The following is a 25,936-nucleotide window of genomic DNA, read 5'->3' as shown; positions in this document are numbered from 1 at the left end:
CTTCAGCGCCGATGGTACTGCACTCGCCAGGGTGTGGGAGAGTAGGACGCCGCCGGACATCATTTCAGAAAGAGCCATCCCTTCGGGGGTGGCTCTTTCTGTTTCCCCGGAAGCGCCGCAGACGGTCATGAGCACCCCGTCGCGCAACACCCCGTCCGCGCACGCGCCCCACCCGTGTCCCGCACCCGTGTCCCGCACCTGTAGCCCGCATCCGTGTTCCGCACCCGTGTCCCGCACCCGGGGGAAGTCCTCGCCGAGAGGGCAGTGGGTGCTCCCTCTCGTGCGCGGGAAGCAGCACCTCCTGCCCGCTCGACGGCTGCTGCGTGACAGTCCACTCGGACGGCGGCGTGCGTGTGGGCGGGGTCGCCCCGCCGACATGGCGCCTCTCGGCTCTGTCCGCACGCGGACGCACAGCCGAGAGTTGCCATCTCGGCGAGCGGACGTTCCCGCGGCGCGAGAGCCGGCCGCATCGACGCGCCGCGTGCAACGCCGCGTCTCCCGCCGAGTGGGCAGGAGATGCTCCCTTCAGGGCGCCGACGGGAGCATCAACTGCCCACTCGGCGGGGGTGGGTGCGGGTGCGGAGCGGCGAGTCTCCATCCGTTGCGTGTGGACGAGTGGTCGCGCGGAGTGCGGAGATGGAGAGTCGGCGCCCGCGGGCGTGTGGGTGATCGCGTGAGTGGGCTCTGGGTCAGGAGCGGGGGTTGGCTCCGCGGGCGTCCCAGCTGCGGACGAGGATCCGCTCGAGCGCCGGCTGATCGACGGCGTCCAGGTCCTTCAGGTAGAGGCAGCCGGTGCCCGTCGTGTGCGGACCCAGCTCCGCCAGGTCGGCGGCGTGCGCCTCCAGACCGTCCATGAGGTAGAGCGTCAGCGCGGTCTTCCTGGGGGAGAAGGCGACCGGCGGCCAGTCGCCCTCGTGCCCGGAGGCGTAGCGGTAGTGCGCGCTGCCGAAGCCGACGATCGACGGACCCCACAGCACCGGGTGCTCGCCGGTGATCCGCTCGAGCAGCTCGCGTGCCCGCACGGCGTCCCGGCGACGGCGTTCGGGCTGCACCGCGGCGAGGAACGCGTCGACGTCGGCGTCGTTCGGCACGGTCTTCGGGGAGTCGGGCATGCGTCCATGATGCCGGAGGCACCTGACGACGGGCGTGCGCTCCGTGGGTCAGCGGTGGGCGATGTGTGCCGGTGCCGTGGGTCGGCGCTCGGCACTCGGTGTCCGCACTCAGTGCTCGCGCCGAGGGTCGGCGGTCGACGGCCGGCGACGCCAGCGGTGGTCAGTCGCCCCGGACGAGACCCGCGATCGCGTGGGATCCCGCGGCGGCGATCACGGGATCGTCGTCGCCGTGCGTCACCAGCGCCGATGCCATGACCAGCGCCCAGCCCGCGGCCCGGCGCCAGCGGCCGGGGTCGCGCGGCCCCCGGGCGTCGGCCAGGGCGTCGGCGCGCTCCCGGAAGGCCGCGCGGCCGTCGGCGTCGAAGGTCAGCCACGCGGTCGCGAGGTCGCACGCGGGGTCGCCGGCCGTCAGGTCGCCGAAATCCAGCAGGCCGGCGAGCCGGCCGTCCGCCGCGACGAGGTTGCCCGGGTGCGGGTCGCCGTGCAGCCACACGGGCGGGCCCGGCCACGCGGGTGCGGCCAGTGCGTCCCGCCAGAGGGCGTCCAGGCGAGCACGACCGGCGGGTGTCCTGGCGGCCGCGCTCGTCGACGTTCCGCCCGCTGCGCCCGCTGCGCCCGCTGCGCCCGCTGCGCCCGCTGCGCCCGCTGCGCCCGCTGCGCCCGCTGCGCCCGTCGCGTCTGTGCTCCCGGGGCCTGTGCTCTGGGCCGTCGTGCCCGTGTCCGTAGCCGCCTCGTCCGTGCTTGCGATGTCCGTGGCTGCGCCGTCCGTGCCGGCGTCGTCCTCCCGCGTCCGCAGCGCGCCCCAGTCGTCCGAGCCTGTGCCCGCCGCCGCCGCGATCGCGCCGTCGAGGTGACCGGCGTCGAGCCGCGCCTGGAGCGCCGCCGCCCGGCCGGCGAGGGCGCCCCCGCGGAACGGGTTCACCGGGGCGCCCGCGGGAGCGGGGACGTGCAGCGCGACCAGCGCCTCGGCGAGCTCGGGCGCCCACGCGGTGCGGTGCGCCACCGGCTGCTGGGCGACGTGCACGCCGTCGACCCACGGCACCACGCTCCAGGACCACGAGAACTGCTGGCCCGGTCGGCCGATCCGCACGGGCGCGGGCACCGGGACGGGGCAGAGCGCGGCCAGTGTCGGGAGCCAGCGCTGCTCGTGCTCGACCAGGTGGGCCGCGAGCTCGCGCCTCGGCAGCCGCACGGCGAGGTCGTCCCCCAGCCGGAAGGTCGCGTTGTCCCAGCCGTGGGCGGCGAGCCGGAGCGGGAGGGCAGCGAGGTCCGGGTGCTGGTCCTGGAGCAGAGCGCGGACGAGCTCGGTGGTCAGGTCCACCTCGGCGGGCGGCTTGACGGGCACGGCGGGCTCCTCGGGTGCGGCACGGCTGGCCCCCGGGCGGGGTGCGCGGGCGGACCGGTCAGGCTACTCGTTCCGAGGGGCGGGGCGGGCTCGGGGTGCCACATCCCGGCGAGCGCGCTCACGGTGTCGGTGCTGGCGTTCGTCCGGGCCTGAGCGTTCGTCCGGGCCTGAGCGTTCGTCCGGGCCTGAGCGCTCGTCCGGGCCTGAGCCCTCGTCCGGGCCTGAGCGGTCGTTCGTGCCCGGCCCGGTCGACCGGGCCGGCCGCTCGCGACGGGCCGCGCAAGCACCGCCCGGCGTCAGCGGCGCTCCGCGTCGTCCCCCGTCGGGAGCGTCAGCGGCGCCGAGCCCGTCCCGCCCGACGGGGACGCCGCCACGGCAGGCGCGCCGGCGGGCGCCGGCCCCGCACCCCGCGGCAGCACGGACTGCGCGAGCAGCGTCGACCCGGCGACCGCGGCGGGCATCGTCGCGACCGCACCGCCCGGCACGAGGAAGCACAGCTGCGTCGCGACGCCGAACCCGAGCGCCCGCGCCCGGTGCGCGCGCAGCAGCGCGTTGCGCTCCCGACGTGAGAGGCCGCGCGCCACGAGGGCGCGGGACGACAGCTCGTGCGCGAGCACCCAGCCGGTGAGCACCACGCCCGCGATCCAGCCGAGGGGCGCGCCGACGAGCGGCACGAGCCCGAGCAGCCCGGCGACGGCGGCAGCGACGAGGCCGCGCGCGACGAGCGCCACACCGTCGACCGCGCCGCGCCACACCCCGGTCGAGCCCTCGGGGACGGTGCCGGTGGTGTCCTGCTCGACGGCGCGCCAGATCCGGTCGTAGAACGGCTCGCCGACCGCGAGAGTGAGTGCGGTGAAGGTCACGACGACCAGCACGACGGCGGCCACCAGGACCACGCCCTGCGCCGCGAGCTCGGCGGTGCGCTCCCAGCCGGGCGACCAGCCGTCGGCGAACGGGGTGAGCGTCTCGCCGACGGCGTCGAGGTTGACCACGAGCGCGATCAGCGCCGCCAGGACGACGACGCCGACGATGACCGCGGGGATCAGACCGCGCGCCATCGCGCCCGGCCGTCGCCGCCACCAGGACCAGCCGCCGCCGAGCAGGCGGGCGCCCGCGAGGAACTCGTGCATGCGGGCAGCCTAGGTGGCGGGCACGTCGTCCCGCCGCCGGGGAGCGTCGTCCGCCCCGGCCGCGGGGGTCGGGACGCCCGGGCCCCGAGCCGGGTCGTGCTCCGCGGGGAGCGGCACGACCGCGTCGACGACCATCGACCCGTCCGTCGGCCCCTCGACCGGCACCGGCACCGGCGTCGCCTCGACCCGGTCGAGCGGCGCGATCGGCTGCTGCGCGAGTGCCCGGTGCGCCCGCAGGTACGCCGGGACGAGCAGCACCACGGCCCCGGCCCACGCGAGCGGGTTGCCCCACACGACGCCGAGGTAGCCGAAGGCCGCGCCGAGCACGATCGCGGCGCCGACCCGCATGACCAGCTCGATGACGCCGGTGAGCGTCGGCACGCCCGTGCGGCCGAGCCCCTGCAGGGCGCCGCGGAGCACGAACAGCACGCCGAGGACCGCGTACAGCGCCGCGTTGACGTGCAGGAACTGGGTCGCCATCGTCACGACCTCCGAGGCGCCGTCGCCGACGAACAGCCGCACCAGCGAGGCACCCGACGCGAACAGCACGACGCCGAGGACGGCCGAGCCGGCGACCGCGAGCCACGACGCCTGGACGACGCCCTGCCGGATGCGGTCGGGGCGACCGCCGCCGAGGTTCTGCGCGACGAACATCGAGACCGCGAGGCCGAGCGACTGCAGCAGGGCGACCGCCAGGCCGTCCACGCGGGCGGCGGTCGTGTACGCGGCGACGGCGTCGGAGCCGAGGGTGTTCAGCCGGACCTGCACGGCGAGCGTGCCGATCGCGATGATCGACGCCTGGAAGCCCATCGGCAGCCCGAGGCGCAGGTGCTCGGCGAGCTCGGCCCGCGGCACCCGCCAGTCCGCGCGGTGCACGTGCAGCACCGGCACCCGCCGACGGACGTACTCCAGGCACAGCACGACCGACAGCGCCTGCGACACGACGGTCGCGAGCGCGGCGCCGCCGACGCCGAGCCGCATCGGCCCGACCATGACCACGACCAGGACGACGTTGAGCACGCACGCCAGCGTGAGGAACCACAGCGGCGTCCGAGAGTCGCCGATCGCCCGGATGACGGCGGCGAGGAAGTTGAAGAACATCAGCGCGCCGGCGCCGAGGAAGCTCACCTGCGCGAACGTCGTGGCCTCGGCCATCAGCGACGACGGCGTCTGCAGCAGCGCGAGCGCCGGCCCGGCCAGCAGCGGTGCGCCGACGGTGAGCAGCACGCTGGTCGCACCGGTGAGGATCGTGCCGGCGGCGACCGAGCGGCGCACGGCGGCCTCGTCCCGCGCACCGAAGGCCTGCGCGGTGGGGATCGCGAAGCCCGAGGTCATGCCCCAGGCGAACCCGAGCAGCAGGAACAGCAGGCTGCCGGTGGTGCCGACCGCGGCGAGCGAGTCGACGCCGAGGTGGCGGCCGACGACGACGGCGTCGGCGAACTGGTAGAGCTGCTGGACGACGTTGCCCACCAGCAGGGGGACGGCGAACACGAGGATGACGCGCCAGGGACTGCCGGCGGTCAGGACCTTGGCCATGACGAGGGTGCTCCGGGGCAGGGCGGGGGTGGGTGAGGATCGGTCGGGCGGGGGGAGGGGCGGTCGCCGGTCGTGCCGTCGCGCCGCAGCGCCGATCGTATCGTTTCGACGGCCGTTGACCAGAGGGTCCGGCGGGCGATTCCACCCGTTCGACGCGCCGCTGCGGGCGACGTCACACCGGCGCGGGCACCGTCCGGCCCTCGTCCCACGGGACCGCCCACCCGACGGCGTCGAGCAGCCGGTCGAGGATGAACGCGGTGAAGCCCCACACGAGCACCCCGTCGGCGTCGAACGCCGGCCCGCGCCACTCGTCGCCGCCCCGGCGCAGCACGGTGGTCACCCGGCGCGCGGGGTCCACCAGGTCCGCCACCGGGACCCGGAACACGCCGACGGTCTCCGCCGGGTCGGTCGCCGCCACCGCCGAGGGCCGGTCCCACCACCCGAGGACGGGCGTGACGAGGTTGCGGCTGACCGTGACGGGCAGCAGCGGCAGCGTGCCGAGCACCCGCACGCCCGCCGGGTCGAGGCCGGTCTCCTCCCGCGCCTCGCGCAGCGCCGCCGCCTCGGGGCCCGCGTCGGTCGGGTCGATCCCGCCGCCGGGGAACGAGACCTGGCCCGGGTGGTGGCTCAACGTGGGGGAGCGGCGGGTCAGCAGCACGTCGAGGTCCGCCGCGACCGCGGGCTGGTCGGCGCGCGCGTCCGCCGCGTCGAGGACGCCGAACAGGACGAGCACCGCGGACTGCCGGACCGGCCGCGCGTGCGACGCCTCCCGCCCGGGCGGCGGTGCGTCGAAGGCCCGCTCGGGGTCGGGAGCCCACACGGGGCGCGCGGCGCACAGGGCGACGAGGTCGGCGAGCGCCCCCGACGCCGCGCCGGCCCCCGACGCCGCGCCGGCCCCCGACGCCGCGCCGGCCCCCGACCCCGCCGTCACCCCCGCTCCCGCACGGCCGTCGCGAACGACGCCAGCCCGAGGTCCGCGCCGGGCCGCAGCGCGGCGAGGTGCTGCCGCGAGCCCAGCCGGATCGCGGCGACCTCGTCGGGCTCCAGGTCGGCGACCATCTGCGGCGTCGACAGCCACAGGTCGAGCACGGTCGCGTCGACCTCGAGGTGGAACTGGGTGCCGACCGCGGACCCGGCACGGAACGCCTGCACGGGGGTGGTCCCCGTCGACGCGAGCAGGGTGGCCCCGGCGGGCAGGTCGACGGCGTCGGAGTGCCAGTGCAGCACGGTCGGTCGCGGGCCGGCGGGGGCGAGCAGCGGGTCCTGCGCGACGACGTCGACGGGCGCGAAGCCGATCTCGGTGCCGTGCCGCCGGTGCAGCGGCGCGCCGAGCGCGAGCGCGAGCAGCTGCATGCCGAGGCAGACGCCGAGCGTCGGCAGGCCCGCGTCGACGGCCTCGGCCAGGAGCCGGCGCTCGGCGGCCAGGCCGGGGTGGCCGGCGTCGTCGTCCGCGTCCTGCGGGCCGCCCATGACGACGAGGCCGGCCAGGTCGGCCACGGCGGGCAGCCGCGGCGACGGGTCGTCGAGGACGGTGCGCGTCGTGATCGGCAGGCCGTCGAGCGCGCGGGCGACGAGGCCCGGCCCCTCGTGCGCGACGTGCGTGAGGACGAGGACGGGACGCGGCTGGCTCACGGGGCGACCCTAACCGGTGCGCGGCGCGGCGCCCGGCGGGACGCGGACGGGCCCGGGCCGGGGCGGTCGCACCCCGGGCCCGGGCCCGTCCGTCACCTCGTCAGGCGGCGCGGTGGCACCGCGCGCCGGTCACCAGCCGTCGGGCAGCGGGCGGCCCTCGTCGTAGCCGGCGGCGGACTGGATCCCGACGACGGCGCGCTCGGCGAAGTCGTCGAGCGAGGTCGCCCCCACGTAGGTGCAGGAGGACCGCACGCCGGAGGTGATCCGGTCGACCAGGTCCTCGACGCCGGGGCGCTCGGGGTCGAGGTACATCCGGGAGGAGGAGATGCCCTCCTCGTACAGCGCCTTGCGCGCGCGGTCGAACGCGGACCCGCCGCGGGTGCGGGCGGCGACGGCGCGGGCCGAGGCCATGCCGAAGCTCTCCTTGTAGAGCCGGCCGCTGCCGTCGGCGTGCAGGTCGCCGGGGGACTCGTGGGTGCCGGCGAACCAGGACCCGACCATGACCTGCGAGGCGCCGGCGGCCAGGGCGAGCGCGACGTCGCGCGGGTGCCGCACGCCGCCGTCGGCCCAGACGTGCTTGCCGAGCTCGCGCGCGGCCGCGGCGCACTCGAGGACGGCGGAGAACTGCGGCCGCCCGACGGCGGTCATCATCCGGGTGGTGCACATGGCGCCGGGGCCGACGCCGACCTTGACGATGTCGGCGCCCGCGGCGATCAGGTCGCGGGTGCCCTCGGCGGTGACGACGTTGCCGGCGACGACGGGGACCCGCGGGTCGAGGGACCGCACGGCCTCGAGCGCGTCGAGCATCTTGCGCTGGTGGCCGTGCGCGGTGTCGACGACGAGGACGTCGACCTCGGCGTCGAGCAGCGCGGCGGCCTTGCCCTTGACGTCGCCGTTCACGCCGACCGCGGCGGCTACGCGGAGGCGCCCCTGCGCGTCGAGCGCCGGGGTGTAGATCGAGGACCGCAGGGCGCCGACCTGGGTCAGCACGCCGACCAGGCGGCCGTCGCGGACGACGGGGGAGAACTTGCGGCGCGAGCCGTGCAGCCGCTCGAACGCGGCCTCCAGCCCGGCGGTGCCGCCGGACTCGACGACGGACAGCTCGACGGTCGTCGGGTCGCCGGACATGACGTCGGCGATCTGGGTGAACCGGTCGACGCCCTCGCAGTCGGCGGGGGTGACGACGCCGACGGGCCGGTCGCCCTCGACGACGACCGCGGCGCCGTGCGCGCGCTTGCCGATCAGGGTGAGCGCGGTGTGCACGGTGTCCTGCGGGGACACGACCACGGCGCTCTCGACGACGGTGTGCTTGGCCTTGACGGACGCGACCACGTCGGCGACGACGTCGGTCGGGACGTCCTGCGGCAGCACGGCCAGGCCGCCGCGGCGCGCCACGGTCTCGGCCATGCGGCGGCCGGCGACCGCGGTCATGTTGGCGACGACGACCGGGATGGTGGTGCCGGTGCCGTCGGTCGACGAGAGGTCGACGTCGAAGCGGGAGGCGACCTCGGACCGGGACGGGACGAGGAAGACGTCGCCGTAGGTGAGGTCGGAGGAGGGCTGGTGCCCGGGCAGGAAGCGCATAGGTGTGTTCCCCTTTCCGCCCGATGCTACCGGGCGCCGTGCGGCACCCACCCGGGACCGCGGGACCCCGCACCGGGGCCCCGCGGGACGGGCACTACTCCTTCACAGCACCGGCGCTCTGGTTCATGATCCGCTTCTGGAAGATGAAGAACAGGACGGCGACGGGGATCGTCATGATCGCCGCGGCGGCCAGCTTCAGCGGGTACTGCGTGCCTTGGGACAGCTGGCCGGACGCCAGCTGGGCGACGCCCTTGGTCAGCGTGACCAGCTGCGGGTCCTGGGACGCGACGATGAAGTGCGACAGCTCGTTCCAGGAGCCCTGGAACGACAGGATCACGATGGTCACCAGCGCGGGCCGGGCCATCGGCAGCACGACGGACCAGAACACCCGGAAGGTCCCGGCGCCGTCCATGCGGGCGGCCTCCTCGACCGACGGCGGGATCGACTCGAAGAAGTTCTTCATGATGAAGATGCCGGCGGCGTCCGCGAGCAGCGGGATGATCAGGCCCGCGAACGAGTTGTAGATGCCGACCTGCTTGATCACGAGGAACTTCGGGATGAGCAGCACGACGTTCGGCACGGCCATGACGGCGACGAGCCCGGCGAACACCAGCCCGCGGCCCCGGAACCGCAGCCGCGCCAGGGCGTAGCCGGCGAGCGAGTTGATGAACACCCGCCCGATCGTCACGACGACGGTGACGACCACCGAGTTCCGGAACCACAGCGGGAAGTCGGACCGCAGGAACAGCCGCTCGTAGGCCGCGGTCGACCAGGTCTGCGGGATCAGCGAGATCGCGTTCTGGGCGGCCTCGGCGTCGGTCTTGAACGACGTCGAGACCTGGATGAGGAACGGGTAGACGTACAGGATCGCGAGGACGACGAGCACCGCGTAGGTGAACGACGTCGCGAGCATGCGGCGCCGGCTGCGGCGCGCCCGCGGCACCGGGCCGCCGGCGGGTCCGGACGCGCCGCTGGACGCACCCCGGGTGCCGCTGGTGACGGTGGCGGCGGTCATCGGTCGCTCCCGGTCGTCGAGGTGGAGGTCGTCGCGCCGGCGCCCGGGCCGCCGGTCGTGGTGGCAGTCGCGGCGACGGCGGCCGGGGGAGCAGGCGGGTCGCGGTGGAACCGCTTGCGGCGGGGCACGTCGCGCTCCCGGAGCACGACCCGCTGCAGGACGGTGAGCAGCACGATGATCGCGAACAGCACGAACGCGATCGCGGCGCCGCGGCCCCACTCGTTGTTCTGGAACGCCGCCGTGTACGACAGGTACGCCGGGGTGAGCGTGGTCTTCGCCGGACCGCCCTGGGTGCCGGTGTAGATCTGGTCGAACACCTGCCAGGTGCCGATCAGGCCGAGGGTCACCACGGTGAACACGGTCGGCTTCAGCATGGGCAGCGTGACCCGGAAGAACCGCTGCCGGGCGTTGGCGCCGTCCATGACCGCGGCCTCCTCGACCTCGGCGGAGACGGCCTGCAGCGCCGCGAGGAACAGCAGCATGAACGTGCCGGAGGTGGTGAAGATCGCCAGCAGGATGAACGCGGTCATCGCCACGGACGGGCCGGCGGCCCACTCCCACAGGGAGATGCCGAGGAACCCGTGCTGCGCCAGCGCGGCCGGCGCCGAGTCGACGCCGAGGGTGCCGAGCAGCAGGTGGATCACGCCCTGCGGGTCGTTGAACCAGTTCGGCCCGGTGATCGACAGCTTCGCGAGGATCGCGTTGATGGTGCCCGAGGCGGAGAACAGGAACAGCCACAGCACCGTGATGGCGACCGACGACGTCACGGACGGGAAGTAGAACGCCGTCCGGAAGAAGCCCTTCCCGCGCAGCGCGGCGCGGTTGACCATCGTCGCGAGGAACAGGGCGAGCGCGGTCTGCAGCGGGACGACGAGCAGGACGTAGTACGCGTTGTTGCGCATCGCCGTGCCGAAGTCCTGGGTGGCGAGGCCGCCGCCGAGCAGCAGGCGCTCGTAGTTGTCGAGCCCGACGAACCCGACGTCCGACGACAGCGGGCTGCCGCGGCCGGTCCAGTCGGACAGGCTGACCCAGAGCGCCATGAGCACGGGCACGACCAGGAACAGCCCCAGGATGACGAGCATCGGGGTGAGGAACAGCCACCCCGACGCGGCCTCGCGGCCCCGGGCGGACCCGGGGCCGCGCGACCGGCGGCGGAGCGGCACCGCCGCCTGTGTGGTCATCGTGTCAGGACGCGTTCTCGTCGAGCACGGCCTGCAGGTTCGTCTGCACCGAGCCGAGGATCGCGGCCGGGTCGCCGGACTTCAGGCCCTCGAGCTGGGCGTTGAAGTCGGTGATGACGTCCGCGGCACCGCGGGCGTTGACGACGTTCTGCGCGAAGTCGGCCGAGTCGATGAACGCGGTCATCTCCGGGAACAGCTCCTTCCAGCCGTCCGCCGCGGACTGCACGGACGGCATGACGCCGAACGCCTCGGAGAACGCGAGCTGCTGGTCGGTGGCCGTCAGGTACTGCACCAGGTCGACGGCGTCGGACTGGCTGGACGAGTCGGCGGCGACGCCCCAGCAGTTGGTGAACTGCAGGGTGCCCTGGCCGGCCGGGCCGGCGGGCAGCTCGACGACGCGGTAGTCGACGTCCGGGTAGTCGTTCTCCATGGCGCCGGTGATCCAGTTGCCCTCGATGGTCATGGCGGCGGCGCCGGTGCCGAACGCCTCGCCGCCCCAGCCGGTGCCGAGGTCGGCGGCGTAGGCCGCGGAGCCCGATGCGAGCAGCTGCTGGACGTAGGTGAGGCCCTCGACGTTCTCGGCGGAGTCGGCGGTGGCCTCGGTGCCGTCCTCGCTGACCAGCGTGCCGCCGGCCTGGGCGAGGAACGCGCCGACGCGGGCGTACTCGCCGGAGAAGCCGAGGCCGACCTGGTCGCCCGTGGTGAGCTTCCCGGCGACGTCGGTCAGCTGGTCCCAGGTGGTCGGGACGTCGGCGTCGGTGAGGCCGGCGGCCTCCCACGCGGCGGTGTTGATGATGAGGCCGAGGGTGGAGAAGTCCTTGGGCGCGCAGACGAGCTCGTCGTCGTAGCTGAACTGCTCGACCAGCGACGGGTAGAAGTCGTCGGCGTTGTCCAGCTCCGAGCCGTACGGGTACAGCGAGCCGTTCGCGGCGTAGGTCTGGAACTGGTCGGCGCTCACGTAGAACACGTCGGCCGGGTCGCCCGAGGCGAAGCCCTGGCTGAGCTCCTGCGTGAGGTCGGAGGCGACCTGCACGGTGGCGTCGACGCCGGACTCCTCGGACCAGGCGGCGACGGCGGCCTTGACGGCGTCGGTCTCGGCGTCGCCGGACGAGCCGATGAGGATGCTGAGCGAGCCGCCGCCCTCGGTGGACGCGGCGTCGGCGCCGTCGTCCTCGAAGCCGGAGCCGCCGCCGCAGGCGGACAGGGCGAGGATGCCGGCTGCGCCGACGGCGGTGGACGCCAGGAGGCGCCGTCCTCGCACGGGGATGCGGTGCTGCATGGGGGTTCTCTCCTTCAGGGGGTGGTGCACGGAGGGTCGGGTGGTCAGGGGGTGCGGCTGGACGCGCGCTCGACCAGGTGGGGGGCGAGCAGGACCTCGCGGCTGCGGGTCCCCCCGGTGCCGTCGAGCTGGTCGAGCAGCAGGTCGAGCGCGCGCTGGGCGGCCTCGGAGAGCGGCTGGGCCACGGAGGTCAGGCCGACGGCGGCGGCGACGGGGGTGTCGTCGAAGCCGACGACGGCGAGCGTCGTGCCCTGGCTCCGGGCGACCGTGAGGGCGCCGAGGGCCAGGGAGTCGGAGGCGCACACCACGGCGGTGGGCGCGGCGTCGGCGAGCACGCGCTCGATCGCCTGGGCGCCGGCGGCGACGCCGTCGGGGACGCGGGCGTGCAGCCGGCGGAGCAGGGAGCCGTCGTGCCCGGCGTCGACCATCGCGGCGGCCCAGCCGCCGGCGCGGTCCTCGCCGACGTCGGAGCCGTCGGGCCAGCCGAGGTAGGCGATCCGCTCGTGGCCGAGCCGGCGCAGGTGGGCGACCGCGGCGCGGGTGCCGGCGGCGCCGTCGACGTCGACCCACGGGTGCGCGGCGGCGCCGTCGGGACGGTCGCCCCAGGGCCGGCCGAACGTCACGAACGGCACGTCCCGCTCCGCGAGCCAGGCGGCCCGCTCGTCGTCGCGGTGGGTGCTGGTGAGGACGAACGCGTCGAGGTCGGCGGTGTCGAGCAGCTCGCTGTACTGCGCGATCTCGCCGGCGTCGTCGGGGGCCGTGAACAGCATGACCCGGTACCCGCGGGCCTGGGCGCTCTCGGTGAGCGCGTGCAGGAACCGGTCGAGCACGGCGCCGTTGATGCCGTCGTGCACCGGCTCCAGGCGCAGGCCCAGCACGCGGGACCGGCCGGTGCGCAGCTGGCGCGCGGCCGAGGACGGCCGGTAGCCGAGCGCGTCGATGGCGGCGCGGACCCGGTCGGTGGTGTCGGCGCGCACCAGGTGCGGCGCGTTGAGCACGTTCGACACGGTCTGGCGGGACACGCCGGCGCGCTGGGCGACGCTCTCCAGCGTGGGCCTCGTCGTGGCGTCCATGGGCGCTCCCTCGCGTCGCTCGGTGTGCATATGATCGTTCCAAGTTGCGATTGGAACGCTCAAACGGTTGCCCCTAGAGTTGCCAGCGCCCCCGGGCCTGTCAAGCCGGGCGGGGCCGCCCCGGGTCACGATCCTGTCTCGGCGGGCCCCGCCACCGACCACCGCACACCCCTCCCGAACGACGAGGTACCCATGGAGCTCCAGCCCCTGCTGCACGACCTGCTGGTCGCGGTCCACGCCCCGACGCAGGCGTGGTCGGACGCCGACGGCCAGATCGGCCTGGCGGACGGACGCGGCGCCCAGGGCGTCTACCACGGCGACGTGCGGGTGCTGGCCGGCGCCCGGTTGACCGTCGGCGGCACCGCGCCCGAGGCTGTCGCGTCCGGCGCGGACGGCCCCGGGCGCGCCCGGACGGTGCTGCTGGCGCGCTCGGTCGACGGCCCCGGTGCGGACCCGACGGCCCGGCTGGAGCGGCTGCGCGAGGTGGTCCCGGGCCGGGTCACGGAGACCCTCACGCTGTCCTGCTCGACGGCGGAGCCCGTGGCGGCGCGCCTCGAGGTGGCGCTGCGCCCGGACGGCACGCCGATGGACTGGATCAAGTCGGGCGCGGCGGTCCAGGCGGCGCCGGCCCCGGAGCGCACCGCCGACGGCGCGCGCTGGCAGGCCGACGCCGACGTGGCGGCGGTGCTGTCCGCGCCGGGCGCGGACGTCGCCGTGGCGGCCGACGGGACCGTGCGGCTGGCCTGGGACGTGAAGGCGACGACCGGGGAGCCGGACGCGGTCGCCTGGACCCTCGACGTCACGGACGCGGCCGGCCCGGTGACGGCGCCCCGCCGCGCGGAGCCCGAGTGGCAGCCCCTGGACGTCGAGGCGGCGGACCGCCGGCTGCCCGCCCTCCTCGACCAGGCCCTCGCCGACCTCGGCACGCTGCGCCTGAGCGCCCGGTTCGCGCCGGACGACGTGTTCCTGGCCGCGGGCGCCCCGTGGTTCTTCACCCTGTTCGGCCGGGACTCGATCTGGGCGGCGCGGATGCTGCTGCCGCTCGGCACCGAGCTCGCGGCGGGCACGCTGCGCACGCTCGCGACGCTGCAGGGCACGAAGGTGGACCCCACCACCGCCGAGCAGCCCGGCAAGATCCTGCACGAGGTGCGCCGCGCCGAGCTGTCTATGCCCGGCGAGGGCACCGTGCTGCCGCCGGTGTACTACGGCACGGTCGACGCGACGCCGCTGTGGGTCTGCCTGCTGCACGACGCGTGGCGCTGGGGCATGCCGGCCGAGGAGGTCGAGGCGCTGCTGCCCGCCATGGAGCGCGCGCTGGCCTGGATGTCCGACCACGGCGACTCGGACGGCGACGGGTTCCTCGAGTACGCCGACGAGACCGGCTCCGGCCTGGCGAACCAGGGCTGGAAGGACTCGGGCGACTCGGTGCAGTGGAAGGCCGGCGGGCTCGCGACCGGACCCATCGCCCTTGCGGAGGTGCAGGGGTACGCCCACGAGGCCGCCGTCGCGGGCGCCGCGCTGCTCGACGCGTTCGGCCGCGAGGGCGGGGACCGGTGGCGCGCCTGGGCCGCCGCGCTGGCCGAGCGGTTCCGGGCGTCGTTCTGGACCTCGGACGAGCGCGGCGCCTACCCGGGCATCGCGCTGGACGCGGACAAGCGGGTCGTGGACACGGTGACGTCGAACATCGGCCACCTGCTGGGCACCGGCATCCTGTCCGCCGAGGAGGAGGCGACGGTCGCCGCGCGGCTCGTCGGCCCGGACATGGACTCGGGCTACGGCCTGCGCACGATGTCGACGGAGTCGGCCGGCTACTGGGAGCTGCGCTACCACGGCGGCGCCGTGTGGCCGCACGACACCGCGATCGTCGTGCAGGGGCTGGCGCGCGCCGGGCACGCCCGGGAGGCGGCGGCGCTCGCGGAGGGGCTGCTCGCGGCCGCGCAGGACTTCGACCAGCGGCTGCCGGAGCTCTACGGCGGCGACGCCCGCGGCACCGTGCCGCGCGCCGTTCCGTACCCGGCGGCGTGCCGCCCGCAGGCGTGGTCGGCGGCGGCCGCGGTGTCGGTCCTCGGCGCGGCGCTCGGGCTGGCGCCCGACGTGCCCGGCGGCCGGCTGACCGTGGCGCCGCCGGTGCCCTCGCCCCTCGGGGCGGTGGCCGTGCGCGGGCTGCGCCTGGGCGGCGCGCCGCTCGCGGTGCGGGTCGGCGCGGACGGCTCGGTGCAGGTCGAGGCGGAGGCCGACGTGGCGGTGCACCTGCGGTCCTGACGGCCGCGGGCGGCTCCGGCGCGGCGGTCGCGCCGGAGCCGCCCGCCGGTCGCGGGCACGTCGCCCGCGCCCGGGGCGACCCCGCCCCGTAGGGTGGGGGCCTCTCGTGCGCGAGCCGCGCGGACGACGGCGACGGGCGGTGGGACATGGGGCTGCTGGACCGCATCGGGTCCCCGGCCGACCTGCGCGCGCTGTCCGCGGGGCAGGTCCGGGCGCTGGCGGGGGAGATCCGCGGCTACCTGGTCGACCAGGTGTCCCGCACGGGCGGGCACCTGGGGCCGAACCTCGGCGTGGTCGAGCTGACGATCGCCCTGCACCGGGTGTTCGAGTCGCCGCGGGACACGCTGGTGTTCGACACCGGCCACCAGTCCTACGTGCACAAGCTGCTGACGGGGCGGCAGGACTTCGGCCGGCTCCGCAAGAGCGGCGGGCTGTCGGGCTACCCCAGCCGGGCCGAGTCCGAGCACGACGTCGTCGAGAACTCGCACGCGTCGACGGCGCTGTCCTGGGCGGACGGCATCGCGCGGGCGAACGCCCTGGCCGGTCGCGGCGACCGGCACGTGGTGGCGGTCGTCGGCGACGGCGCACTCACCGGCGGCATGGCCTGGGAGGCGCTCAACAACATCGCGGACGGCACCGACCGCCGCCTGGTGGTCGTCGTGAACGACAACGGCCGGTCCTACGCGCCGACGATCGGCGGGCTGGCGCTGCACCTCGACGCGCTGCGCACCACCCGCGGGTACGAGACGGTGCTGTCCTGGGGCAAGCGCGCGCTGCGCCGCTCCGGGCCCCCCGGGCGGGTGGCGTACGACGCGCTGCACGGCCTGAAGAAGGGCATCAAGGACGTCGTCGCCCCGCAGGGGATGTTCGAGGACCTCGGCCTGAAGTACGTCGGCCCGGTCGACGGGCACGACGAGGCGGCGGTGGAGTTCGCGCTGCGCCGGGCCCGGTCGTTCGGCGGGCCGGTGATCGTGCACGTCATCACGGAGAAGGGCCGCGGGTACTCGCCGGCCGAGCAGGACGTCGCGGACCGGTTCCACGCGGTCGGCCAGATCCACCCCGAGACCGGGCTGCCGGTCGCGCCGTCGCGGTTCGGCTGGACGGGCGTGTTCGCGGACGAGATCGTCCGGATCGGCCGCCGCCGGCCCGACGTCGTGGCGATCACGGCGGCGATGCTGCAGCCGGTCGGGCTCGCGCCGTTCGCGGAGGCGTTCCCCGCCCGCACGTTCGACGTCGGGATCGCCGAGCAGCACGCCGTGACGACGGCGGCGGGCATGGCGTTCGCCGGGCTGCACCCGGTGGTCGCGGTGTACGCGACGTTCCTCAACCGCGCCTTCGACCAGGTGTTGATGGATGTGGGCCTGCACCGCGCCGGGGTGACGTTCGTCCTGGACCGCGCCGGGCTCACCGGCGACGACGGCGCGTCGCACAACGGCATGTGGGACATGGCGCTGCTCGGGGTCGTCCCGGGCCTGCGGCTGGCCGCGCCGCGCGACGAGGACACGCTGCGGGCGGCGCTGCGCGCGGCGGTCGACGTCGACGACGCGCCCACGGTGGTGCGGTACCCGAAGGGCGCGCTCACCGAGGCGCTTCCGGCGGTCGACGACGTCGACGGCGTGGACGTGCTCGCGCGGCACGGGGGCACGGGGACCGACGACGCCGCGCGGTCGGTGCTGGTGTGCGGCGTCGGCTCGATGGCCCGCACCGCCCTGGCGCTCGGCGAGCTGCTGGCGCAGCACGGCCTGCGGGTGACGGTCGTGGACCCGCGCTGGGTGCTGCCCGTGCCCGCGGCACTCGTGAAGCTCGTGGGGGAGCACGACCACGCGGTGACGATCGAGGACGGCGTGCGCGAGGGCGGCGTCGGGTCGGCGCTCGGGCTGCGGGCGCGGGACGCGGGCATCCCGACGCCCGTCCAGGCGTTCGGGGTGCCGCGGCGGTACCTCGAGCACGCGAGCCGGGACGAGCTGCTGACGGGACTCCGGCTGACCGCGCCGGACCTCGCGCGCGACGTGCTCGCGGCGCTCCGCGCGACCGCCTGACGGGACCTGGGTCCGGGACGTGAGCACCGTCACGCGGCCGTTCCGCGCCCCTGACGAGGGCGGGGGACCTCGGTCCCAAGACATCCCATGACCTCGTGAATAGCGTCGCAAGTACGACGCACTCAGCGAGGGAGCTTCAGATGTCCACCACCGCAGTACCCACGACCGGGTCCGACGCCACCGCGCCGGCCTGGGACGGTTTCGTCACCGGACCCTGGTGTGACGGGATCGACGTCCGCGACTTCATCCAGCGCAACTACACGCCGTACACCGGCGAGGCCGACTTCCTCGCCGGCCCCACGGAGCGCACCACCGGCATCTGGGCGAAGCTCAGCGAGATGTTCCCGGCCGAGCGGGCCAAGGGCGTCTACGACATCGACAACCACACGCCGTCGACGATCGTCTCGCACCCGGCCGGCTACATCGACCAGGACAACGAGCTGATCGTCGGCCTGCAGACCGACGCCCCGCTCAAGCGCGCCATGATCCCCAACGGCGGGTGGCGCATGGTCGAGAAGAGCCTCGAGACCTACGGCTACGACGTCGACCCCGAGGTCGCCAAGATCTTCACCACGTACCGCAAGACGCACAACGACGGCGTCTTCGACGTCTACCCCCCGAACGTCCGGGCCGCGCGCTCGTCGCACATCATCACCGGCCTGCCCGACGCCTACGGCCGCGGCCGCATCATCGGCGACTACCGCCGCGTCGCCCTGTACGGCGTGGACGCGCTGATCGAGGCCAAGCGCCTCGAGCGGCACGAGATGGACATGGAGCCGTCGGTCGAGGACGTCATCCGCGACCGCGAGGAGAACGCGGAGCAGATCCGCGCGCTCGTCGAGCTCAAGCAGATGGCCGCGTCCTACGGCTACGACATCTCCAACCCGGCGACCACCGCCCGCGAGGCCGTCCAGTGGCTGTACTTCGCCTACCTGGGCGCCGTGAAGGAGCAGAACGGCGCGGCCATGTCGCTGGGCCGCACCTCGACGTTCCTCGACGTGTACCTGCAGCGCGACCTCGCGTCGGGCGCGATCACCGAGGAGTTCGCGCAGGAGCTGATCGACGACTTCGTCATCAAGCTGCGCATCGTCCGGTTCCTGCGGACCCCCGAGTACGACCAGCTGTTCTCCGGCGACCCCACCTGGGTCACCGAGTCGATCGGCGGCATCGGCGAGGACGGGCGCCCGCTCGTCACCAAGTCGTCGTTCCGGTTCCTGCAGACGCTGTACAACATCGGCCCGGCCCCGGAGCCGAACCTGACCGTGCTGTGGAGCAACCGGCTGCCCGAGGGCTTCAAGAAGTACTGCGCGCAGGTCTCGATCGACACCTCGGCGATCCAGTACGAGTCCGACGACCTCATCCGCACCTCGTGGGGCGACGACGCGGCGATCGCCTGCTGCGTGTCCCCGATGCGGGTCGGCAAGCAGATGCAGTTCTTCGGCGCCCGCGTCAACATCGCCAAGGCTCTGCTGTACGCCATCAACGGCGGCCGCGACGAGGTGTCCGGCAAGCAGGTCGCGCCCGTCTCCGCACCGGTCGAGGGCGACGTCCTCGACTACGACGACGTGGCGGCGAAGTACGACAAGCTGCTCGACTGGCTGGCCGAGACCTACGTCGACGCGCTGAACTGCGTGCACTACATGCACGACAAGTACGCGTACGAGCGGCTCGAGATGGCGCTCCACGACCGGCAGATCCTCCGGACCATGGCCTGCGGCATCGCCGGCCTGTCGGTCGTGGCGGACTCCCTGTCGGCCATCAAGTACGCGAAGGTCACGCCGGTGCGCGACGAGGACGGCCTGGTCACGGACTACGTGATCGAGGGCGACTTCCCGACGTACGGCAACGACGACGACCGTGCGGACGACATCGCCGTGGGCATCACCAAGGCGTTCATGGAGAAGATCCGGCAGCACAAGACCTACCGGAACTCCCTGCACACCCAGTCGGTGCTGACGATCACCTCGAACGTCGTCTACGGCAAGGCCACGGGCAACACCCCGGACGGCCGTCGCGCCGGCGAGCCGTTCGCCCCGGGCGCCAACCCGATGAACGGGCGCGACTCGCACGGCATGCTCGCCTCCGCGATGTCGGTCGCCAAGCTGCCGTACTCCGAGGCGATGGACGGCATCTCGCTCACCTCGACGGTCGTGCCCTCGGGCCTCGGCCGCACCAAGGACGAGCAGGTGGCGAACCTGGTGGGCCTCATGGACGCGTACAACGTCTCGTCCGGCTACCACCTGAACGTCAACGTGCTGAACCGGGACACCCTCGAGGACGCCATGGAGCACCCCGAGAACTACCCGCAGCTCACCATCCGGGTGTCGGGCTACGCCGTGAACTTCGTGCGGCTCACCCGCGAGCAGCAGCTCGACGTGCTGTCCCGGACGTTCCACGGCGGCGTCTGACGCCGCACCGGCGGACCACCGCCCGGTCCGGGGGAGCAGCCCCGGGCCGGGCGGCCCCGCCCCGCACGACCCGTACCACCCGCACCACCCAGCAGGACCCCGCGAGGAGGTCGCGACCATGAGCAGCAGCCAGTCCGTCGTCGGCGAGGTCGGCGCCCCGGTCATCGAGCTGGGCCTGCCCGTCACGGGCGGCTCGCACGAGCGGTCGACGGCCGGCACCGCGGGGCTCGCGGTGAGCGACGCGGAGCGCAGCGAGAAGTTCGCGCAGATGCGCGCCGGCGAGCTGGGATCGCTGCACTCCTGGGAGCTCGTCACCGCGGTCGACGGCCCCGGCACCCGGCTCACGACCTTCCTGGCCGGCTGCCCGCTGCGCTGCCTGTACTGCCACAACCCCGACACGATGGAGATGCGCCGCGGCGAGCCCGTGCTCGCCGAGGAGCTGCTGCGCCGGATCCAGCGGTACGTCCCGGTGTTCGCCGTGACCGGCGGCGGCCTGACGATCTCCGGCGGCGAGCCGCTCATGCAGCCCGCGTTCGTCGCCCGGCTGCTGCGCGGGGCCAAGGAGCTCGGCGTGCACACCGCGATCGACACCTCCGGCTACCTGGGTGCGCACTGCTCGGACGCGATGCTCGCGGACATCGATCTCGTGCTGCTCGACGTGAAGTCGGGCATCCCGGAGACGTACAAGAGGACCACCGGCCGGGACCTGCAGCCGACGCTCGACTTCGGCCGCCGGGTCGCCGCGAGCGGCACCGAGATCTGGGTCCGGTTCGTGCTGGTGCCCGGGCTCACCGACGCGCCGGAGAACGTCGACGCGGTCGCCGACTACGTCGCCTCGCTGTCCACGGTCAGCCGAGTCGAGGTGCTGCCGTTCCACCAGATGGGTCGGGACAAGTGGCAGAGCCTCGGCATGGCGTACGAGCTGGAGGACACCGAGCCGCCGAGCCCCGAGCTGGTGGCACGGGTGCGGCAGCAGTTCCGGGACCGCGGGCTGACGGTGTTCTGAGCCGTGCACGTGCCGGACGCCGACATCCGCTGCTTGTCGTCGTGTCCACTTGTGGTGGACACAATGTCCACCGGGATGCGACAGTGACGTGGGCGTGACCTGGGCGGCGAGCGCCGACGAGCACGGGATCCCGCACGACGAGGCGCTCTACGCCATGGCGCACGCCCGTGTCGTGGTCCGCGAGTTCGGCGAACCTCGTGTCGGACCGGTGGCGCCCACGCTGTTCATCGGGCCGAGCCGGTTCGGCGACCTGGAGGTGCTGGCCGACGTGAGCCCGCCGGACCGGGTGTGGATCTTCCACGTGATGCGGCTGCGGGAGTCGACCCGTACGCGTGTCGGGTACCAGGAGGGGTGAGCAGCATGACCGAGCACGACGAGGCCCGCGCGGCGATGTTCGCCGCGGACCCGGCCGCGTGGGGCGAGCCCCGCGAGGTGCTGACGGGTGCCGACGCGTCCGCCTTCGGCAGGTCGGTCCTCGAGGCCGCGGGTGTCGACGTGGGTGCGGTCGAGCGCTCGGTCGGGCGACCCCGGGTCGGCGGAGGCCAGGGGCGGCGCGGGGTGCGGTCGCCGCGGGTGAACGTGACGATCAGCGCTGCGCAGGAGGCCGCGATCGAACGCCTCGAGCAGCAGGGCCTCACCCGCAGCCAGATCGTGCGGGACGCACTCGACCGGTACCTCGCCGCCGGCTGACCTGCCCCCCGGCACTCCGGGTGTCAGGCCGCCGTCGCGCTCGCGTCGGCGACGCCCGGCGGGAGCAGCCGGTGGCCGAGCACCCGCTCGGACCAACCGGTGCGGTCCAGCCAGGGGCAGATCCCGCCGAGGTGCGCGGGCCAGCCGGCGCCGAGCAGCATCGCCAGGTCGACCTGGTCCGCCGACGGCACGACGCCTTCGTCCAGCAGGGCGCCGATCTCCTCGGCCAGCCCCCGGGCCACGCGGTCGAGGACGGCGGCCTCCTGCTCGGCACGCGTCCCGGCGGCGGTGGGCGCGCCGAACGCGTCCTGGATCGCCGGGTCGACGACGGGGAGCCCCGCGGGGCCGGGCGTGGCGACGGTGCGGCCCTGCTCGACCAGCGCGTCCAGTCCGGGCGACCGGGGGTAGCGGTCGCCGAGCTCGTCGTGCAGCGTCACGAGCACGTGCCGGGCCACCGGCAGGCCGACGAGCTGCAGCAGCGCGAACGGGCTCATCGGCAGGCCCAGCGGGCGCAGCGCGGCGTCGGCGGCCTCGACCGGTGTGCCCTCCTCGACCGCGCCGAGCACGTCGGCCAGCATCCGCAGCAGCACCCGGTTGACGACGAAGCCCGGGCGGTCGGTGGTGCGCACGACGGTCTTGCCCGCGCGCCGCGCGACGTCGACCGCGGTGGCGAGCGACGTGGCGTCCGACGACGGCGTCGCGACCACCTCCACCAGCGGCATCTGGGCGACCGGGTTGAAGAAGTGCAGCCCGACGACCCGCTCCGGGTGCGCGAGGCTGTCGGCCATCGCGGTGACCGACAGCGCGGACGTGTTGGTGGCGAGCACGCAGTCGGGGCGGACGAGCGCCTCGACCTCGGCGAACACGGCCCGCTTGACGTCCAGCACCTCGGTGACGGCCTCGATCACGAGGTCCGCGTCGGCGAGGTCGGCCAGGTCGGTGCCGACCCGGACGCCGTCGAGCAGCGCGCGGCCCGCGTCCTCGGCCAACCGGCCGCGCGACACGGCGGACTCGACCAGGTCGCGCACGCGCTCCCGGCCCGCCGCGGCCCGCTCCTCGTCGACCTCGCGCATCGCCACCGGCACGCCGAGCCGCGAGCCGAGCAGGACGGCGAGCTGCGCGGCCATCAGGCCGGCGCCGACGATGCCGACCCGGCGCACCTCGCGCGGCGCGGCCTCGTCCGCCTCGGCGCGAGCGGCCCGGCGGGCGCCGCGGCCGGTGAGCTCCGCGGCGTACAGGGCGGCGCGGGCCTCGTCGGACGCCAGCAGCCGGGAGAGGGCGTCGTCCTCCGCGCGGAAACCCGCCTCCCGGTCGCGGGAACCGGCGCGGGCCAGCAGGTCCAGGACGTGGGCGTAGGCCGGGGCGGCGCCGTGCAGCCGGGCGTCCAGGGTGGTGGCGGCGCGGGCGAGCGGGTCGGGGTCGCCCTCCGGCACCGGCGGCACCGTCGCGGCGCGGCGGTCGGGGGAGCCGGCGCGCAGCACGCCCGCGGTCCAGGCGAGCGCGGACTGCTCGAAGCCCTCGACGGGGAGCACGGTGTCGACCAGGCCGAGTTCCAGGGCCTGCTCCGCGGTGGTGAGCCGGTTGTTCGCGAGCGGGCGCAGCACGGCGAGGTCGACGGCGGCAGGCAGGCCGACCAGGCGGGGGAGCAGCCACGACCCGCCCCAGCCCGGCACGAGCCCGAGCGACGCCTCCGGGAGCCCGATCGACCGGATCCCCGCGGCCGCGACCCGGTGGTCGCAGTGCAGGGCCAGCTCGAGGCCGCCGCCGAGCGCGTGCCCGGTCAGCCAGGCGAACGTCGGCACCGGCAGCTCCCCCAGCGGGCGGAGGGCGGCGTGACCGGCCTCGGCGAGGGCACGGGTCTGATCCAGGCCGTCGAGGCGCCGGGCGACGGAGAGGTCGGCCCCGGCGACGAAGCAGCCCGGACGCCCGGTGACCGCCACGGCGGCGATCTCGCCGGCCTCGGCGCGGGCGCGCACGGCGCCCAGGGCCTCCCGGAGGACGGTGAGGCCGCGCGGGCCGAGGGTCGTGGGGCGCCGCTCGTCGGTCGCCGTGAGCGTGAGCAGGGCCAGCACGCCGGCGCCGTCCGGCAGGTCGACGTCCCGGGCGGTGACGCGCAGGACGTGGTCGTCGGCCTCGGCGGGCAGCGCGCCCGGCGCGGGTGTGCCGGGCGCGTCGGGGTCGCGCGGGGCGGACGACGGGGACGGCTCTGTGGCGGCGTGGCGCATGCGGCACTCCCTGGGGACGACGGTGTCCGGTCGGAACACCGTGACCCTAGCCGCGCCGGTGCCCGCTGTCGCGGTGCCGGGGCGACGGCGCGCCGCCGCGCCGCAGGTCAGCACGCCGACCCGACCGCGCCGTGCGGCGTCGGGTGCCGACCCGACCGCCGAGCGAGTACGGGACACGTCGAGCGAGTAGTCGGCGGGTGCTCGCTCGACGTGTCGGTTGCCCGCTCGGCGCGGAGCAGGCGGGCGGGCGCGTGCCGCGGAGCACGCGGGCGCACGGGTGCCGCTGGGCCGGTCGCGGGGCCCTGCGGGGCGGCCGCCGCACGCCGCCTACGCTGTCCGGCCCCGCCCGCCACGATCGGCGTGGGCGCGGCCGGAGAGCGTAGGCCGGGTGCAGCCCGGGCCGTCAGGCCGGGGTCGCCACCGCCGCGAACGCCTCCGCCAGGCGCGGGGCCAGCAGGCCGATCTGCCACGGGCGCGCGCCGCCGGCGGCCAGGCGCTCGGCCAGGTGCGCCTCGTCGGCCGGGGTCGGCGGGGTCCAGCACACCCGGCGCAGCAGGTCCGGCTGCAGCAGGTTCTCGGCCGGCACGGTGTGCGTCTCGGACAGCTCGGCGACGACGGCGCGCGCCGCGGTCAGCCGGGCGGCGGCCGCCGGGTCGCGGTCGGCCCAGGCGCGCGGCGGCGGCGGGGCGTCGGTGCGCGGTCCGCGGCTGCTGGGCAGCTGGTCGTCCGGGAGCTGGAGGCCGGTGTCGATCGCCCGCTGCCAGAGCGCGGCGCGACGCCGGGTGCCCTTGCCGGAGAACTGCGGCAGCGCCACGAGCTGGGGCACGGACCGGGGGAGCGCCTGCGCGGCGGCGACGATCGCGGCGTCGGGCAGGACGCGGCCGGGGGAGATGTCCCGCTGCCGGGCGTTCTCGTCGCGGGTCTCCCACAGCGAGCGGACGACGGCGAGCCGGCGGGGGTCGCGGATGGCGTGCACGCCGGAGACCCGGCGCCACGGCTCGACGCGCGGCGCGGGCGGCGGGGCGAGGCGCACGGCCTCGAACTCCTCGGCGGCCCACTGCGCCTTGCCGGCGACGGCCAGCCGCTCGGCGAGCACCTCGCGCAGCTCGACCAGCACCTCGACGTCGAGCGCGGCGTACCGGAGCCACTGCTCGGGCAGCGGCCGGGTGGACCAGTCGACGGCGGAGTGCTCCTTGGCGAGCCCGAGGCCGAGGAGCTCGGCGACGACGGCGGCGAGGCCGACCCGCTCGAGCCCGAGCAGCCGGGCGCCGAGCTCGGTGTCGAAGACCCGCAACGGCCGCATGCCCTGCTCGGCGAGCGCGCCGAGGTCCTGGGACGCGGCGTGCAGCACCCACTCGACGCCCACCAGCGCGTCGGACAGCGGGGACAGGTCGGGCAGGGCGACCGGGTCGATCAGGGCGGTGCCGGCGCCCTCGCGGCGCACCTGCACCAGGTAGTTGTGCTGGCCGTACCGGTAGCCGGAGGCGCGCTCGGCGTCGACGGCGACGGGGCCGGTGCCCGCGCCGAACGCCTCGACCACCCGGGCGAACGCCTCGGGGGTGTCGACGACGGCGGGCACGCCCTCGGCGGGCTCGGTGAGGGGGACGACGGCCGCGGGCTCGTCGAGCCCGGCGGGCTCGGTGGCGTCCGCGGGGACGTCCTGGTCGGCGCCGGCCGGGGCGCTGGTCTCCTCGGCCGGGGTACCGGCCGGGTGCGGGACTGACTGCATGGGACAACCGTAGGCCGTCGGGGCGCCGCTCCCGGTCCGGCGCGCAGGCGCGGCGTCCGGCACGGGCCCGGCGCTCAGGCGAGCAGCCCGGTGCGGATGGAGATGGCGACCAGCGCGGCGCGGTCGCCGGTGCCGAGCTTGCGCGAGATGCGCGCGAGGTGGCTCTTCACGGTGAGCGCGGACAGGCCGAGCTCGTCGCCGATGGCGCGGTTGCTGAACCCGTCGGCGACGAGCCGCAGCACGCTGAGCTCGCGCGAGGTGAGGTCGGGGCGGGTGCGCGCGAACGGCGACGGCACCGCGCCGGGGGCGGCACCGGGCTGGCCGACGGTCGCGTTGGGCTCGGTGGCGACGGCGCCGCGCAGGCCACCCGTCAGCAGGCCGACGAGGTCGCGGCGCCCGGCGCGGCGGGCGAGCAGGATGACGCGGCCGGAGCCGCGGCGGCGCAGGTTGCGCACCAGGGTCTGGCCGTCGCCCTCGGCGAGCTCGGTGACCACGACGCACATCTGGCCGAGCGGCCGCCGGCGGGGGTCGGTGCCGGTGCCGGCACCCTGCGAGCCGGGGCGGCGCGCCTGCGTGGCGACCGCGCCCGCACGGGCACCCGGGACGCCCGGCGCCAGGCCGGTGCCTCGTCGAATCGGCTCGATGCTCACTGCTGTGCCCCCTTGACGGTCCACCACTTGCCCCCTCTAT

Annotated in this window: 20 protein-coding genes; 6 read left to right on the top strand and 14 right to left on the bottom strand. The window is 75.5% G+C overall.

Annotated elements, in window-relative coordinates; translation table 11 throughout:
* Nucleotides 1–689: 689 nt before the first annotated feature.
* The 11 genes from KVT14_RS13790 to KVT14_RS13740 form a co-directional block, all read right to left on the bottom strand.
* Nucleotides 690–1,112 (bottom strand): DUF1801 domain-containing protein, encoded by a 423-nt coding sequence (locus tag KVT14_RS13790; protein ID WP_217616191.1) that lies wholly within the window; start codon nucleotides 1,110–1,112, stop codon nucleotides 690–692.
* 160 nt (nucleotides 1,113–1,272) lie between these two features.
* Nucleotides 1,273–2,457, bottom strand: coding sequence for an aminoglycoside phosphotransferase family protein (locus KVT14_RS13785; RefSeq protein ID WP_308161074.1), 1,185 nt, complete (start codon nucleotides 2,455–2,457; stop codon nucleotides 1,273–1,275).
* A 296-nt stretch (nucleotides 2,458–2,753) separates the two neighbouring features.
* The gene (locus tag KVT14_RS13780; protein ID WP_217616190.1) at nucleotides 2,754–3,587 is read right to left on the bottom strand and encodes an EI24 domain-containing protein; all 834 of its coding nucleotides are present in this window, start codon (nucleotides 3,585–3,587) and stop codon (nucleotides 2,754–2,756) included.
* 9 nt (nucleotides 3,588–3,596) lie between these two features.
* Nucleotides 3,597–5,123, bottom strand: a complete 1,527-nt coding sequence (locus tag KVT14_RS13775; RefSeq protein WP_217616189.1) for an MATE family efflux transporter — start codon at nucleotides 5,121–5,123, stop codon at nucleotides 3,597–3,599.
* A 172-nt stretch (nucleotides 5,124–5,295) separates the two neighbouring features.
* Nucleotides 5,296–6,054 (bottom strand): CoA pyrophosphatase, encoded by a 759-nt coding sequence (locus KVT14_RS13770; protein WP_308161073.1) that lies wholly within the window; start codon nucleotides 6,052–6,054, stop codon nucleotides 5,296–5,298.
* A complete protein-coding gene (locus KVT14_RS13765; protein ID WP_217616188.1) occupies nucleotides 6,051–6,755 on the bottom strand; it encodes a type 1 glutamine amidotransferase in 705 nt (234 codons plus the stop codon). The genes KVT14_RS13770 and KVT14_RS13765 overlap by 4 nt, the downstream gene beginning before the upstream one ends.
* Before the next feature lie 129 nt (nucleotides 6,756–6,884).
* The gene (locus KVT14_RS13760; RefSeq protein ID WP_217616187.1) at nucleotides 6,885–8,339 is read right to left on the bottom strand and encodes a GuaB1 family IMP dehydrogenase-related protein; all 1,455 of its coding nucleotides are present in this window, start codon (nucleotides 8,337–8,339) and stop codon (nucleotides 6,885–6,887) included.
* A gap of 94 nt (nucleotides 8,340–8,433) precedes the next feature.
* The gene (locus tag KVT14_RS13755; protein WP_217616186.1) at nucleotides 8,434–9,354 is read right to left on the bottom strand and encodes a carbohydrate ABC transporter permease; all 921 of its coding nucleotides are present in this window, start codon (nucleotides 9,352–9,354) and stop codon (nucleotides 8,434–8,436) included.
* Nucleotides 9,351–10,535, bottom strand: coding sequence for a carbohydrate ABC transporter permease (locus KVT14_RS13750; RefSeq protein ID WP_217616185.1), 1,185 nt, complete (start codon nucleotides 10,533–10,535; stop codon nucleotides 9,351–9,353). Before KVT14_RS13750 ends, KVT14_RS13755 begins: the two co-directional genes overlap by 4 nt.
* Nucleotides 10,536–10,539: 4 nt before the next feature.
* The gene (locus KVT14_RS13745; RefSeq protein ID WP_217616184.1) at nucleotides 10,540–11,814 is read right to left on the bottom strand and encodes an extracellular solute-binding protein; all 1,275 of its coding nucleotides are present in this window, start codon (nucleotides 11,812–11,814) and stop codon (nucleotides 10,540–10,542) included.
* A gap of 44 nt (nucleotides 11,815–11,858) precedes the next feature.
* Entirely contained in the window at nucleotides 11,859–12,887 is a 1,029-nt protein-coding gene (locus tag KVT14_RS13740) for a LacI family DNA-binding transcriptional regulator (RefSeq protein WP_217616183.1), read from the bottom strand.
* A gap of 192 nt (nucleotides 12,888–13,079) precedes the next feature.
* Here KVT14_RS13740 and KVT14_RS13735 point away from each other — a divergent pair, with 192 nt between their 5' ends.
* The 6 genes from KVT14_RS13735 to KVT14_RS13710 all read left to right on the top strand — a co-directional run bounded on the left by KVT14_RS13735 (nucleotide 13,080) and on the right by KVT14_RS13710 (nucleotide 21,292).
* Entirely contained in the window at nucleotides 13,080–15,149 is a 2,070-nt protein-coding gene (locus KVT14_RS13735; protein WP_217616182.1) for a glycogen debranching N-terminal domain-containing protein, read from the top strand.
* 146 nt (nucleotides 15,150–15,295) lie between these two features.
* Nucleotides 15,296–17,188, top strand: a complete 1,893-nt coding sequence (dxs, locus tag KVT14_RS13730; RefSeq protein ID WP_217616181.1) for a 1-deoxy-D-xylulose-5-phosphate synthase — start codon at nucleotides 15,296–15,298, stop codon at nucleotides 17,186–17,188.
* A gap of 140 nt (nucleotides 17,189–17,328) precedes the next feature.
* The gene (gene pflB, locus KVT14_RS13725; RefSeq protein WP_217616180.1) at nucleotides 17,329–19,596 is read left to right on the top strand and encodes a formate C-acetyltransferase; all 2,268 of its coding nucleotides are present in this window, start codon (nucleotides 17,329–17,331) and stop codon (nucleotides 19,594–19,596) included.
* 118 nt (nucleotides 19,597–19,714) lie between these two features.
* Nucleotides 19,715–20,602: a pyruvate formate-lyase-activating protein gene (gene pflA, locus KVT14_RS13720; RefSeq protein ID WP_217616179.1), complete on the top strand. Its 888-nt coding sequence runs from the start codon at nucleotides 19,715–19,717 to the stop codon at nucleotides 20,600–20,602.
* 94 nt (nucleotides 20,603–20,696) lie between these two features.
* Nucleotides 20,697–20,957, top strand: coding sequence for a hypothetical protein (locus KVT14_RS13715; RefSeq protein WP_217616178.1), 261 nt, complete (start codon nucleotides 20,697–20,699; stop codon nucleotides 20,955–20,957).
* A 5-nt stretch (nucleotides 20,958–20,962) separates the two neighbouring features.
* The gene (locus tag KVT14_RS13710) at nucleotides 20,963–21,292 is read left to right on the top strand and encodes a CopG family transcriptional regulator (protein ID WP_217616177.1); all 330 of its coding nucleotides are present in this window, start codon (nucleotides 20,963–20,965) and stop codon (nucleotides 21,290–21,292) included.
* A 23-nt stretch (nucleotides 21,293–21,315) separates the two neighbouring features.
* Here KVT14_RS13710 and KVT14_RS13705 read toward each other — a convergent pair whose 3' ends face one another.
* From KVT14_RS13705 to KVT14_RS13695, 3 genes are all read right to left on the bottom strand, one after another.
* Nucleotides 21,316–23,517: a 3-hydroxyacyl-CoA dehydrogenase NAD-binding domain-containing protein gene (locus tag KVT14_RS13705; protein WP_217616176.1), complete on the bottom strand. Its 2,202-nt coding sequence runs from the start codon at nucleotides 23,515–23,517 to the stop codon at nucleotides 21,316–21,318.
* Between the two features lie 403 nt (nucleotides 23,518–23,920).
* Nucleotides 23,921–25,246 carry an HRDC domain-containing protein gene (locus KVT14_RS13700; protein ID WP_217616175.1) on the bottom strand — a complete coding sequence of 442 codons (1,326 nt, stop codon included), beginning with the start codon at nucleotides 25,244–25,246 and terminating at the stop codon, nucleotides 23,921–23,923.
* 74 nt (nucleotides 25,247–25,320) lie between these two features.
* The gene (locus tag KVT14_RS13695; RefSeq protein ID WP_246855068.1) at nucleotides 25,321–25,896 is read right to left on the bottom strand and encodes a LuxR C-terminal-related transcriptional regulator; all 576 of its coding nucleotides are present in this window, start codon (nucleotides 25,894–25,896) and stop codon (nucleotides 25,321–25,323) included.
* Nucleotides 25,897–25,936: the final 40 nt, after the last annotated feature.

The organism is Cellulomonas sp. GbtcB1, assembly GCF_019091725.1.
In the GTDB taxonomy this organism is placed as follows: domain Bacteria; phylum Actinomycetota; class Actinomycetes; order Actinomycetales; family Cellulomonadaceae; genus Cellulomonas.
This window is presented reverse-complemented; position numbering and strand designations above follow the sequence as displayed.